Annotated in this window: 14 protein-coding genes and 1 tRNA gene; 8 read left to right on the forward strand and 7 right to left on the reverse strand. The window is 55.9% G+C overall.

Annotation, left to right across the window (positions count from 1 at the left end; translation table 11 throughout):
- Positions 1-9 precede the first annotated feature (9 nt).
- Positions 10-85: transfer RNA gene (locus K1Y02_20195), tRNA-Lys, on the reverse strand.
- 157 nt (positions 86-242) lie between these two features.
- Here K1Y02_20195 and K1Y02_20200 point away from each other — a divergent pair.
- From K1Y02_20200 to K1Y02_20210, 3 genes are read left to right on the forward strand one after another with little or no spacing between them, the layout of a single operon-like run.
- Positions 243-2,054, forward strand: a complete 1,812-nt coding sequence (locus tag K1Y02_20200; protein ID MBX7258694.1) for an exo-alpha-sialidase — start codon at positions 243-245, stop codon at positions 2,052-2,054.
- A gap of 60 nt (positions 2,055-2,114) precedes the next feature.
- Positions 2,115-2,447: a PQQ-binding-like beta-propeller repeat protein gene (locus K1Y02_20205; GenBank protein ID MBX7258695.1), complete on the forward strand. Its 333-nt coding sequence runs from the start codon at positions 2,115-2,117 to the stop codon at positions 2,445-2,447.
- A gap of 20 nt (positions 2,448-2,467) precedes the next feature.
- Complete coding sequence (locus K1Y02_20210) at positions 2,468-3,331, forward strand: hypothetical protein (protein ID MBX7258696.1); 864 nt, start codon at positions 2,468-2,470, stop codon at positions 3,329-3,331.
- Between the two features lie 37 nt (positions 3,332-3,368).
- On the opposite strand, the gene K1Y02_20215 is transcribed toward K1Y02_20210, so the two are convergent.
- Complete coding sequence (locus K1Y02_20215) at positions 3,369-3,863, reverse strand: isoprenylcysteine carboxylmethyltransferase family protein (GenBank protein ID MBX7258697.1); 495 nt, start codon at positions 3,861-3,863, stop codon at positions 3,369-3,371.
- Positions 3,864-3,975: 112 nt separating this feature from the next.
- Here K1Y02_20215 and K1Y02_20220 point away from each other — a divergent pair, with 112 nt between their 5' ends.
- The gene (locus K1Y02_20220; GenBank protein MBX7258698.1) at positions 3,976-4,257 is read left to right on the forward strand and encodes a type II toxin-antitoxin system Phd/YefM family antitoxin; all 282 of its coding nucleotides are present in this window, start codon (positions 3,976-3,978) and stop codon (positions 4,255-4,257) included.
- A complete protein-coding gene (locus K1Y02_20225; GenBank protein ID MBX7258699.1) occupies positions 4,254-4,553 on the forward strand; it encodes a type II toxin-antitoxin system RelE/ParE family toxin in 300 nt (99 codons plus the stop codon). Before K1Y02_20220 ends, K1Y02_20225 begins: the two co-directional genes overlap by 4 nt.
- A gap of 10 nt (positions 4,554-4,563) precedes the next feature.
- Here K1Y02_20225 and K1Y02_20230 read toward each other — a convergent pair whose 3' ends face one another.
- Positions 4,564-5,328, reverse strand: a complete 765-nt coding sequence (locus K1Y02_20230; GenBank protein ID MBX7258700.1) for a glucose 1-dehydrogenase — start codon at positions 5,326-5,328, stop codon at positions 4,564-4,566.
- A gap of 119 nt (positions 5,329-5,447) precedes the next feature.
- On the reverse strand, positions 5,448-6,500 hold the full coding sequence (locus tag K1Y02_20235) for a TIM barrel protein (protein MBX7258701.1): 1,053 nt from the start codon (positions 6,498-6,500) through the stop codon (positions 5,448-5,450).
- 312 nt (positions 6,501-6,812) lie between these two features.
- Between K1Y02_20235 and K1Y02_20240 the strand changes: the two genes are divergently transcribed.
- Complete coding sequence (locus K1Y02_20240; GenBank protein ID MBX7258702.1) at positions 6,813-7,553, forward strand: MBL fold metallo-hydrolase; 741 nt, start codon at positions 6,813-6,815, stop codon at positions 7,551-7,553.
- A 51-nt stretch (positions 7,554-7,604) separates the two neighbouring features.
- Here the strand turns inward: K1Y02_20240 and K1Y02_20245 are convergent, their stop codons facing one another.
- Together K1Y02_20245 and K1Y02_20250 are read right to left on the reverse strand one after the other, a co-directional pair.
- Entirely contained in the window at positions 7,605-8,279 is a 675-nt protein-coding gene (locus K1Y02_20245) for a hypothetical protein (protein ID MBX7258703.1), read from the reverse strand.
- A gap of 15 nt (positions 8,280-8,294) precedes the next feature.
- Positions 8,295-9,305, reverse strand: coding sequence for a TPM domain-containing protein (locus K1Y02_20250; protein ID MBX7258704.1), 1,011 nt, complete (start codon positions 9,303-9,305; stop codon positions 8,295-8,297).
- 284 nt (positions 9,306-9,589) lie between these two features.
- Here K1Y02_20250 and K1Y02_20255 point away from each other — a divergent pair, with 284 nt between their 5' ends.
- A complete protein-coding gene (locus K1Y02_20255; protein MBX7258705.1) occupies positions 9,590-11,017 on the forward strand; it encodes a hypothetical protein in 1,428 nt (475 codons plus the stop codon).
- Between the two features lie 301 nt (positions 11,018-11,318).
- On the forward strand, positions 11,319-12,794 hold the full coding sequence (locus K1Y02_20260; GenBank protein MBX7258706.1) for a hypothetical protein: 1,476 nt from the start codon (positions 11,319-11,321) through the stop codon (positions 12,792-12,794).
- A gap of 223 nt (positions 12,795-13,017) precedes the next feature.
- Here K1Y02_20260 and K1Y02_20265 read toward each other — a convergent pair.
- Positions 13,018-13,224, reverse strand: a 207-nt coding sequence (locus tag K1Y02_20265) for a hypothetical protein (GenBank protein MBX7258707.1), incomplete at its 5' end; no start/stop codon positions are given.

A 13,224-nucleotide genomic window follows, 5' to 3' on the forward strand; every position in this document is an offset into this window, starting at 1 on the left:
AAAAAGAAATGGTGAACGGGGCGGGATTCGAACCCGCGGCCACCGGATTAAAAGTCCGATGCTCTACCGACTGAGCTACCCGTTCACGTGGCGAGAAAGACACAAAAGCGAGCCCAAGCGGGCCCGCTGCCAGTTTGTGGTAGTCTACGCGAGGAAGGTGCCGACAGTCAAACGGACGGAGTCCGCCTGCGTCGAACGCGCCTCGCATTTGGGGAGTCTGAATCGGTCTTAGGGGATTGAAAGTGGTAAAGCGTACATTCAGAACGATTCTTGCTGTCTTCTGGATTGGTTTCGTTCCGGCAGCGTGGTGTCAGGCACGGAATTTGGGGCCAGAGCCATCGCCTGTCGACGTCTTCATCGCTGGGCAGGGCGGCTACCACACGTACCGTATCCCGGTGTTGATTGCTTCAAAGTCGGGAACTCTCCTCGCCTTCTGCGAGGGACGCAAGAACAGCGCATCCGACAGGGGGGACATCGACCTACTGCTCAAGCGTAGCTTCAACAGGGGAAAATCCTGGCAGGAAACGCAATTGATTCACGAGGAAGGCGGCGATGCGGAGATCACCATCGGCAATCCGTGCCCCGTCGTCGACGAATCGACAGGAATCATTTGGCTGGCATTCACGCGCAACAACGAACGGGCATTCGTCACGCAGAGCGCGGATGACGGCGCTACGTGGAGCGCGCCTCGGGAAATCACCGAGTCATTACGGTCCTTTCCGTTTCCATGGACGCGCATCGGCACCGGACCGGTCAACGGAATACAATTGGGGAGCGGCCGCATGGTGTTGCCCATTTGGTTAAACGAGACCATCGACAAGGTCTATCGTTCCGCGTGCATCATCAGCGACGACCACGGAGCCACGTGGCATCCTGGCGGCCTTATCCCCGATAGGGTCCCCAATGCCAACGAGTGTACCGTCGCCGAAGTCGAGCCGGGTGTCCTGTGCATCAACCTGCGAAACAAGAATGAGCCCAAGCGGCGAGCCGTTTCGTGGAGCCGCGATGGCGGCGTCACGTGGAGTGACCCGGTTCTGGACCCCGCCCTCATCGATCCGGTCTGCCAAGGCAGTCTCGTCGCCGCGAAGTACAAGGGAAAACCTTGCTTGCTGTTCTCAAACGCCGCGAGCGTTAAGCGGGAAAGGCTGACCGTTCGCGCAAGTCTGGACAATGGCAATCAGTGGTCCGAGGGAGTCGTCCTGCACGCGGGACCAGCGGGCTATTCAAGCCTGGCGATAGTTGACCGCAGGCGCGTTGGGTGTCTATTTGAAGCGGGCATGACAAAGTACAAAGAGAAGATCGTGTTTATGTCACTTCCGATCAAGAAAGTTGTCAATGCCGCGTCTGCCGCGCCGATTAAGAAAGCGGGCGTCGTGCTGACCTTTGACGATGCGCACGTCGCCGAATGGGTCTCCGCGATGCCTCTCTTCGAGAAGTACGGCGCCCACGCCACGTTCTTTGTCACTCAGTTCGATAAGCTGACGGAAGATCAAGTTGCGGGCTTGCGCCGCCTTCAAGAGGCTGGCCACGCCATCGGTTGTCACGGACTTCGCCACCGCAAGGCCGTTGACTATGTCCGCGATCACTCGGCGGAACAGTACCTCGTCGACGAAATCATACCCGCCGTAAACCTCATGGTTGGCTCGGGGTTTCGCCCCACTGCGTTCGCGTATCCGAACAGCCAAAGCAATGATGCCACTGACGCGGCATTGATACGCGTCTTCCGCCATCTACGCACGGGATCGAGCCTGAGAGAAGGGCAGCGCCTCGCGGAATGTGATGCATTGTTCACTCCCATCGGCGACGTGGAAAAGCGCGGTTGTCTCAACGGTCGCGGCATAGACCACGCGGGAGAAGCCGATAAACAAGGCCTGCCCGACGAAATCCGCGAAGCACTCAAGCGCGCGAAGAAGCGCAACGAGGTCCTCGTGCTCTACGCTCACAGTATCGGCGGAGACGCAAAGAACCATATTTCTCGCGAAGCGTTGGAGGGTGTACTCAAAGACACACACGAGCGTGGCCTGCAATTCTATACGTATGACCAACTCCCCTGAATCCGTTTCATCTACCTGTTATACTATGCTTCCACTCAGTCTCAACCGGGGAGCGTGACCATGAATATCGACGATCTCGTGTTTGTGGGTTTGAACGGATACGCACTGGCATTGCATCGCGATACCGGCGAAATTGTCTGGGCGAACAACGACATGAAGTCCGGATACGTGACCATGCTGCTCGACGGCGACCGGCTCATCGTGTCCACCAACGGATATATCTACTGCCTAGACCCCTTAACCGGCGGAATCCTTTGGCACAACCCGCTCCATGGCTACGGCATGGGCGCACCCACTTCCTTAGTCTCCGTACGTGGCAAGAGCCAACAAGATGTCATCACGGAGGCCGCCGCAGCGATTGCAGCTTCAAGGTCCTCCGCGACCTCTTCCTAATTAGCGATCAGGAGAACTCTATGCCCAAGCTTATTGCGCTCTGTCTAATTGCCTCTTCGTATTCGGCTCTTGCTCTCGACATATCGCAGTACGAACTCATCCGCGAAAACGTCGTCACCAAGAGCGACTCAACCGAATGGGACTACGTGCTCGCGTTCAAGGACACGCCATTTCGTGTAGAGTTGGGGCCGCGCCGCGCAAATGACGAGCAAACCAAAGGGTTTGACAATGATGGACTCAATGAGGAAACGCTCAAGATAGTCTGGCTTGAAGAAGACAAATGGCTTTGGATTACGTGGAGGACTTTTCTTGTCGGCAGCGGCGCATTCATTGCTCAGGCAAACATCGTGCTGCGACTAGAAGGTGAGCGTTTGACCGAATCTTTGCGGGAGGGGTATTTGGCGCGCGAACAATTGGGAGCTGGACTGTTCTGGCACAAGGAAATCACCTACGAGTGGTCGGCCAAGGAGGAGCGTTTACATAAGAAGATCGCCGCAAATGACCGTGTCTGGAGCGATAGGTGGATACCGGCGGCGGAGCAGGTAACTCAAAGTGGCTACGTCCGCGATGTCAACTTCACGGAAGACGTCACATACAAACTCGTAGACGACCGCCTCGAATTCGAGGCAAGCAGAATATTGCTGGATTTGGGGGACAGGAAGGTCCCCGCCGGAGAGATTGCTCAACTGTTTGTGCTCTATCTCATCCCTCGATGGAGTACCCCACAGGGAGAAGGCGAATGCACGATCAAAGAACGCGCAGACATGCTTCAGAGTCTTGGGCTCAAAGAAGGCACCGCGTACACAGGCAAGATCAACGGTCCGTCATGGACGCAAGGGGTCTTCAAGCCTTTGGGACAAAAGCACGATTTTTATCCGTTCTGAAGGGATTGTACGTATCATTTGTCAGATGAAGTCTTCCCTAGACTTCGGAACTGCGCGACTTCACCTTGCCCAACCAGCGCGGCACGTGTACCAGATAGGCTTCATAGGCAGGGCCAAACTTCTTGCGGAGCGTGGGCTCCTCGTATAAGACGACGAATGTGTGCATGATTACTGCGCAGACCGCAGCGTAGACAAACAAGGTCCATGACTGGAATAGCAGCGCCTCACCCAGAAGCGCGCTCACCGCACCCACGTACATCGGGTTACGACTGTAGCGATACAACCCCCGGACGACCAGCTCCTTCGGCGGATCGATCGGTGCAGGCGTTCCTTTGCCTACACGCACAAAATCTGTCGCGCACCAAAGAAGAATGAGTGCGCCGAAGAGCATGGGCATTAGCGCCACGCACGCTAGCGGTCCACTCGATGGAGGCCACACCTTCGCGTCCGGCGGCAAGAGTAGCCACGGCACGTAGACTACCACCGCACCCGGGACTGTTAGCGTGAAGATCGCGGTCTTGAGAATGTTCATAGTCCAAGCCCTGACTCCCGAGTTTCGCATGCTGAGATATACTATCAGGCGCGAGATGTCCATTGATCGGTCCGTTTCTGGTACAATTAAACGTACCAAAGGAGGACAATCTATGCCTCGTGTAAACCTCGAAGAGGACGTCCGTCCTCTGTCTGAATTCCGCGCGAATTCGGCCACCCTGATGAAGCGACTTCGCAGTACAGGCAGACCCTTGCTGCTGACACAACATGGCCGTGGCGCAGCAGTCCTTCTCGATGTTTCGGCATACGAAGACTTGATGGAAGAACTATCCGTTCTCAAGGACATCCAGGCAGCGCTTGAAGAAGAGCGCACCGGACATATCAGGTCCCATTCCGAAGCCAGGAAGAGCGTTCTAGCCAGGCTTGCCAAGTGAAACTAGTATGGTCAGAACGGGCCATCTTGCGCGCAGGCGACGAAGCGGCTTTCATTGCCATTGACAATCCAACTGCCGCTCGAAAATGGGTACAGGGATTATTCAAAAGAGCCTCTATCCTTCGGAGGTTCCCGCACTCTGGCAAGAAGCTCCCCGAACTTAACCTCGATGAGTTCCGTGAGCTACTCTACGGACATCACCGCATTATCTATCGAGTGGGCCCCAAGCAAGCGCTAATTCTCACAATTCGGCGCACGGCCCAGGAATTGCCTGCCGGGGATCTGACCGAAGAATGAACGACGCGCCCTACGCGCTGTACCCGCCGTCGCATGTGATCACCGCGCCACTCGTGTACGAGGCTGCATCCGACGCAAGGTAGATTGCCGCGCCGACAATTTCGTTGGGTTGCGCATGGCGGCCCATGGGAGTCCGATTGGTGAAGTACTCGTACATCTCCGGCGACTCGATGAGCATGGACGCAAATTTCGTTTCGACCAGTCCCGGCGCGATCGCGTTGCAGCGCACGCCCGCCCCGGACAGTTCCTTGGCGAACATCTTGGTCATTGCGATGACCGCGGACTTCGTCACGCCGTAGATGCCCTGCATCGGCGGCGGCGAGATTCCCGCGATGGACGCGATATTGATGATAGACCCCTTTCCTTGTTCCACCATCAGTCGCGCGGCATGTTGCGCCATCAGGAAGTATCCCTTGACGTTCACTTCAAACGTCTTGTCGAACTGGCTTTCGCTGATGTCGATAGCGGGACCGAAATAGGGATTTGTGGCCGCATTGTTCACGAGGATATCGACCCGCCCGAATTCCGCTCGTATCCGCGCGTACAGCGCTTCAATTGAGGCAGTCTGCCCGGTATGACACGCGATGGGAATAGCCGTTCCTCCGTCCTTCCGGATCGACTCGGCCACGGCATCGAGTCCTTCTTGCTTACGCGAACACAACACAACAGTCGCGCCCTGTTCCGCGAAGCCGCGCGCGATGGCTTCTCCAATTCCACGACTTGCTCCGGTCACAACGGCAATTCGATCCTTGAGGCCGAAATCGACAATAGGCATGAATCGTGTCTCCCAGTATTTTGCAGCCTTCACACGTGCCCGAAAACGGAGTGCAGGCTCCCGGGTTCACCGGAAGCCTGCACTAGAATACAGGGGAAAACGTCCGTCAATCCAAGCGGTTAGTAACGCTTACCCATGAGGTGGCAAAGGATATAACGGTCGAGTTCTTCGTAGTCGCGTTCCTTGATCAGTTGTGCTTCGAGTTTTGTGTCGAAGGTAACGACTTTCTCGAGCAGGAACAGGAATGTGTCCTTGCTGTTCTTCAGGTGCTTCGATGAAACGGCCTGCTTCTGCGTGCGCATGGTCTTTACATCGAGCCCGACCCATTCGCCATTGCGCCCGTAGCCGTATTCTTCCAACACGCGAATCTGATTGAATGCGCGGCGCAGGTTGTACGAACCGAACGACTTGTCCTGGTCGAATTTCAGACCGCTCTGGTCGTTCAGATGAACGCTCCACAACTTGTCGTGCGCGAGCGCATACGCCATGTCGTCGGCCGGATCGAGACCCGCAAGAATCGAGTGCGCCGATTCCACCAACACGCCGACGCGCTTCGGATCGCTTGTCATGTAGCTCAGGCCAACCGCATGCCCAATGGTCGAAATGATTGCGCTGTCCACCGGTTCATTCGGCTTCGGCTCGATCATGATGCGCAACTTGGGATCGTAGGCGAGGAATTCGTTGATGGCATCGCGAATCTGAAGCACTTGCACGCGCGAGTTCTTGCTTTCGCGAATGTACGTTCCTTCGCGCGCCAGCCACAGCACCATGCCCGCGTCGGCTTCGACGAGATTCATGATGTCGATGGCCTTCTTGGTACGTTCAATCGCATAGGTGCGGCACTTCGCCGAGTTGTTGGTGTATCCCCCGTCAATCGTCTCCGGCGCAAACCACAAACGCGGCGCGACGAACTCGGCCACGAGACCGGCATCGTCCAGCATGCGCTTGACCTTCTTCGCTTCTTTCGCAATTTCCGAAGCTGACTTGCCATCGAGATCGGGAACGACATCATCGTCATGAAACTGCATGCCCTTGAAGCCGTACTGCTTGGCAAACTCGACTTTCTTTTTGAACGGAATCGGCGTACGTACAGTCGGTCCGAATGGGTCAGCCCCTTCATCGATGTTCCAGGGTCCGAACGTGAACCGATATACCCCCTTCGTCTTCGCCATGAGATTCTCCCTCCTTCCGCGCGAAATTGCGCGAAGATGATGCGGTTTTGAATTCCAAAAGCATACGGCCAGAATTCATCAGATGCAAGCGCATGTTCCTGCCTGTTGTATGTGAGCAATCGCCAATTCGTCGCATTCAGCGCTGAAGATCCGGCTTTCGCGACTCCCATTAGCACCTACTCTTGTTGGGTGCGACGAACATGCCCGTGTGCGCGGTTTGACCAATCCCGTATGGAAATCCTATGAGGTTGTGCTACAGTGAGCATTGCAAGTTCACCTGGTGCCACTCCCATCTCATCGAGGAGGATTCCCATGCAAACCAATGCACATACCGGCACGTGTATCGACGAAGTAGCAGACGGGATTTACCGTATCAACACGCCTTTGCGGACGGAGGGCATCCCTGGCGGTTTCAATCTGAGCCAGTACCTGATCGTCGATGATGAACCGATGGTGTTTCATGCAGGATGGCGCAGGTGGTTTCCTTTCGTATCCGAGGCTATCTCGAAGGTTATTCCTTTGCACAGCATCCGGCACGTGGGCTACTCGCACTTCGAGGGCGACGAGTCGGGTGCGGTGAACGAGTTTCTTGGCGTAGCGCCAGAAGCGGTGCCTTTTGCGAGCTACATCAGCGTCATGACGTCTCTCACCGATTTTGCGGTTCGCCCCGCCCGTGCTTTGGGTGACGGCGAAGAGTTCTCCACGGGAAAGAAGACATGGCAGTGGATTTATACCCCTCACGTCCCTCATGGATGGGATTGCGGCATCCTATTCGACAAGACGAGCGGTACGTTGCTCTGCGGCGACTTGTTTACCCAAGGCGGCGCGGATACACCTCCCGTCACCGAATCGGAGATCCTCTCGGCGAGCGAAGCCTTGCGCAAGCCCCTGGATTACTACGCCCATGCCACCAACACAACATCGATTCTGGAGCGGCTCGCGTCGCTGAACCCTAAGACACTCGCTTGCCAGCACGGAAGCGCCTATCGGGGCGACGGCGCTGCGCTGTTGCGGGAATTGGCTGCTATTCTTGAGAAAGAACAACGAATATAGCGTCAATTACTGAGGTATGGCTTCCCGGACAGCGGAGCACTTTCCCGCATCTTAGTCAATAAGTACGAGCCCGTTCGGCAGCTCATTAGCATCGTTTGCTGCTCGCGGCAGCTTCGCGCCGAGTTCGTCGCCAAGCTGGTTCAGAAACCGGCACAGGCCGGCGGCCGGTTCTGAAGAACGCAGTATTGGCGTAAGTTCCGCGCACAACTGGTCGATACGTTGCTGGCCCAGCGCGCCCAACGCCGTTTCGTCTGCGAGGACGACTGTCATGCGTTCGTACAACGAAATGTACACGAGCACTCCCGCCCCCGTTGCGGTGCGATGAACACGCCAGTCAAAGAACATTTGCCGTGCGCCGAGATTGACCTCGGCGCGCATTTGTCCGCGCGGTGTGAAAAGTCTTCGAAGCCACGCGATGCGCATCGCCACAACGACGCCCAGGAACCATCCGAGAGCCAACGCGGCGATCAAGGCGGGAAGTTCGTAGCGTCCCCACGCAATCCCCCAATCCGTCTCCGCCGGCGCGTTGCGAAGCGACAACCACGCGATGGCAAGGGCAATCACGCCGAAGCACAATCCGATTATGTCTTCAGCGCGATCGTATCGGCCCGAAGCCGTCGTAAGTGCCGGAACAATCTCCGCGCTGGTCTTGGATTCGGCTTCAGCTACTGCTTGTTCAATAGCCTTGCGCTGATCGTCCGTAAAGAATCTCGAAGCGCGTTGCATGGCAAACATATCCCCCTACCAACTTCCCGTTGCGCCGCCGCCTCGCGACGAACCGCCGCCAAACGAACCGCCCCCGCGATGGCCCCCTCCTCCTATTCCGCCGCCGCCTCCAAAACCGCCGCCGCCAAACATTCCCCCGCCGTGGTGGTGATGTCCAAGATTCGACCCGAGAAGGAAACCCGTTGTAAACCCGCCTCCGCCTCGACCATAGTAGCCGCCGGTCCACCGGCCGGAGCCGCCAATTCCCGTTATGGCGCGCACAATGGCGAACACTACCGCAATGGCAATGGCGATACCGAACATACCCACAGATGAATTGCCGGAAGAGGAGTATGTCGTCCGAGGGTATGAATTGACGGGAAACGAATTCGAATGGGTTGTCATCGGTGGATGTTGAGCCCGGTGCACGGGTTGGTGTTGCGGATCGATCGGCTGCGCGGGCGCGCTGTCGGGCATCGTCGTTTGTGGCTGCGTCACGGCAGTTGCGGATTGCTGGGCATCGCGCCGCCGCACGAGCGACTCAAGCGCGTCCACGCCCGCGCGTATGCCGTCGGAGAAACGCCCCGCCTTGAACTCCGGAATGATATTCGTGTTCATAATGCGTTGCGCGTCCTGATCGGCCTTCCGCTCCCAATCGGCTCCGAGCGCGATACGCGAAACGCGGTCGTTCTTCGAGACCACGAGCAATACGCCAAGGTTGCGCTCCTGGCTTCCGATACCCCACTGATCGAACAGCAGCGTGGCAAACGTCTCGATACGCAGGTCCGGCGCACCGTGGTCACGCATTGAATTGATCGTCACGACAATGACGGGCACGCCCTTTTCGGTCAGCAGCCGCTGGCACACCGACTGGATATGTTCCGCGTCGCCGGGCAACACCAGCCCGGCCCGGTCGACTATGAATTGACCTTGTGCCGGGCGGTCCAGCGCAATGATCTGCGCTTGTGCCGCTACGCAAAGGGCCACAGTCGCAAATGAAGCCCAATAAGTACGCACAAAGCGTCGTCTAGTGACATTCACGATCATGGACAACCCTCCTGCGTCGCGATACGGCAATCAAACGACGCTATCCTATCGATACAGCACGCCGCGCACAACCACCGGCAACGTCGATATACGCTGCATCACTCAATCCAGCAACGCGCCCCTGCGGCAATAGGATGCGGCATGTTCGATCAGGGTTTATACGTGCGCGTGCATTCTCTACCCAGTTGGAAGAGTTTCACGCCCGGAACACGATACTATGTGCGCGCTGAGTTATCTCGTGTCCGAAGCGAAAAGCAGAGGTTTTCACGATGCTTCGTCTGGTTTTGATAGCGTTTCTCGCATCTGCGGCGTGCGCGCTTGCGCTGGAGCCCGTTGACGTTGGCAACCGCGCGCAACTCTTCATCGACCGCCGGTTCATTGCCAACGGCGAGGGCATCGAATTACGCATGAACCAAGCGCAAAAACTCGGGCGTATCCGCGACGAAAGCGGCAACTACATTCGCGCCCACGTCAGCCGCGTTTACGATATCGACGGCAAGACGCGACTCTATACCGGCTCGGACGGACTCGACGTGTACGAGAGCGAGGACGGGTTGCAGTTCAAACATGTTGGAAGCATTGGTTCGCAGGGAAGGGTTCTCGCGACGGTTTTTCTGGACCCGCACGAGAGCGATACGTCGCGACGCTACAAACTCTTCAACATCCAGCTCTCCAACCCGTCGAACAAGGACACCGACGGCGTTTACGCCAGCTACTCTGCCGACGGCCTCACCTTTTCCGAAGGCGTCCGCATATACCCGCGCTACACGGACAACCCAGCCGTCGTCTGGTGGGACGCGCGTATCGGCAAGTACGTGATCTATACGCGCGCCCTCGCGATTGGCTCCGAGAACCAGCGCCGCATCGCGCGCATTGAAACCGATGACCCGCTCAAGCCGTGGCCGTACACGGATGTACCGCTGCCCCATCCGTTCAATGCGCCGGAGAACGCGCCCGTCGTGTTGCAGGCCGACGAACACGACGACCCCTTTTCGGACATGTATTACAGCGCAGCGACCCTTTACCCATACGCGCAGGATGTCTACTTGATGTTCACGGCAAACTTCCGGCACTTCGCCCCGAATCGCCAACCCTTTGTCCGGCCGCGTGTCGAAGGGCAGTGGGAAGATTTTGGACTATTGGAGACGCAGATCGCCGTTAGTCGCGACGGCATTGAGTGGCTGCGCCCAAGCCGCGAACCGTATTACCCGACCGGACTTGCCGACGAATGGGATCGTTGGTACGCCGTCATGGCCCCAGGCGTTTCCCGCCACGGCAACTACCTCTATCAATACTACGTGTCCAGCGGCATGACCCACGACAGCACCGTCGTGCGCCAGGAATACGCCGGCGTGAAAGACCTCGGCGGCATCGGCGCCGTGCGGCAACGCGTCGACGGATTCTTCTCCGCCGACGCCGGTCCCGACGGCGGCTGGCTGGAGACTCCGCCTATCGTGTTCGCCGGCAGTTCGCTCCGGCTCAACATCGATACCGGCGCGATGGGCACCGCCTTCGTCGAACTGCGCGACGCAGACGGCAAACCGATTCCCGGTTTCGAACTCGCCCAATGCGAAGAAATCGGCGGCAACTACCTCGACCAAGCCGTCTACTGGAACGGCAGCACCGATGTCTCCAAACTCGCAGGCTCCCCCGTCCGACTTTACATACGTCTTGTCCGAGGAAAGCTCTATTCGTTCAGGTTCTCGGAGTAAGCGCTCAGTTCCGAACGCCTTTCCTCAATAATCCATGCCCTACTCTACCGATGATTCCTATCGGGCTCCAAGCCTAGTGCTCAATCCCTCCTTGGCAGTTGTCCCTGATGTAGTTATCGCCATGATTTCTAGGTCCATCTTAGTACTGAGATACAGCCTAGAGTCACGACCCGGAAGCACCGATGGGAGGCCAACTCAATAGCATTGATTAACTGGAGATATAGCCCCCCAGTTTACACGTCACCTCTAGTTGTGCTATAAACACTGGAAAGGCATTCTATATAGTGCAGGGGGCAGATTCATGATGCACATATCAGCAACTCTGTTATCTGTTTGTCTAGTCACATCTTTGAGCGTTCCTTCTTTGCAGGTTCCCGCCATCCAGTTTAAGGGACGCGTCGCGTCTGTCCACGGGGGAGATGCTGTCAAGTTAATTACTTCGGGCGGCGAGTATCTCGTCGCGCTATACGGAGTATGTTGTGACGACCTGGACAAACAAGCCCAAGAGAAGTCAAAGAACTTCATCCTAGAACAAACTAATGACGTCGAGGTAACGGTCAAGTCAGTAATGACAATAGAGGGTCTGTCCTACGTTGAACTTAGTCTCCCTTCCGGAGAGTTACTTAATACAGAGCTACTCTCACAGGGCCTTTGCGGCATTGATTCACAATTTGAACCAGCGCCCGAGTACTTGAAAGCCATCGGTCCGGGAAAAAGCTCCGACAAAAACTCCATGAAGGTGATTATTGAGCAGAATTCTCCTAAGCAGACAGTCGAGGACTCCCATAAGGCTCTTCAAGAATACAAAGAATTCAATAAACTCTTCGATATCGCGCAATTCGAGGCCGAAGTTGAAAAATGGAAGTCCTTGCCCGATACGTATCGAGCGTCTATTCGACGCTACTACTCGCGCCTATATTCCGGCTCTAGGCGAGGTTACTCTGAACTTCTTGCTCAAAAAAATGCGAACACTCAGTCTGCGACTCAATCTCTGGAAGATAACTCTGGGCGGATTGCAGGAAAACAGTTAGCAATTACAAGGGAGAATCTATCCGAAGATTTTTCAAAGTCCGTCATCTACAGCGATCCCGAACTTAGGTGGAATTCGCAACTAGCTGGAAGCCATGCAAAAGACGCCATTGCGGAGGCTGCGACAGGTCAAGAGCATTCTGCGGAGATATCGGCAACTTTGATGAATGAGTATATGTTCAAAGCGATGATGGATCTTGACAGGGTCAATGGTGCGGCAGCGACAGTCTCAGAGACATATAACGCAAGGAGGCGCGCACATCAGGAAGACGTACGGCAATTACAGGAAGAACGATACAAGATAATCGCTCAGCAGCGTCGATCCATAAATGAAGAGGGGACGGCAGCAACGATTGCCGCAGATGATGAACGTATGCTGTCAGACAAAATTAGTCGACTGAATCTACTGGATCTTGTTGCCACTCAAGACTTTCTACCTAGTATCGAGGCTAAACAAATTTATAGAATTCACGGAACTCAGGATATTGATCGATATCCTTTTACTGTAAAATCAAGACTTTGGCGTATAGACTGGTATTCTCGCGGCGGTAGTCCGGCAAATACACTCAAAATTGACGTATTCAAAGTCGGGGCAAAACTGCCTATTGCACGACTCTCTTCGGACTGTCCTCCTCAGGAAGCTTTCAAGATCTTGGAAAAGAACGGCGAGTATGCATTGAAGATCAGCGATTCTAGTTCCCAAGAGTATGTCATAGATATTTTTGAACTCCAACTTCCGCAACAATAGAAATAACAGTCGCTCAATTCGCGGGAGGGGACGCATTGAAATCGCAGATGTGGCAAGTAGTTTGGCAACACTCAATGATGATAGTCAAAGATAGACTTGTGCTCGCGCGTCTGTTTGTAACTTTCGAATAAACTCGGGAATGCACAATTGGAGTACTCAGTTTTTTGAATTGAAGCGCCTCCTTACTTCATTGCACATGAAACTAATCGCTGTCAGTTTAACATCACCCTTCCGCGGCCACTTCCCTGACCTTTTTGCGCACGGGTACGCGAGGCGCGGGCTTTGGGATGCGAACCGCGCGCTGGGCGCGCACGAACACAATAGGAGTCATGCCCGCGAGACCGCCGGCCATGAGCAGGTAGATGGGGTTGAACATGGCGTTGACGGTGTTGTCGACCATCCACAACGCGAGCAGCAGCGCGGCAAGCGC

This window comes from Candidatus Hydrogenedentota bacterium (assembly GCA_019695095.1).
In the GTDB taxonomy this organism is placed as follows: domain Bacteria; phylum Hydrogenedentota; class Hydrogenedentia; order Hydrogenedentales; family SLHB01; genus JAIBAQ01.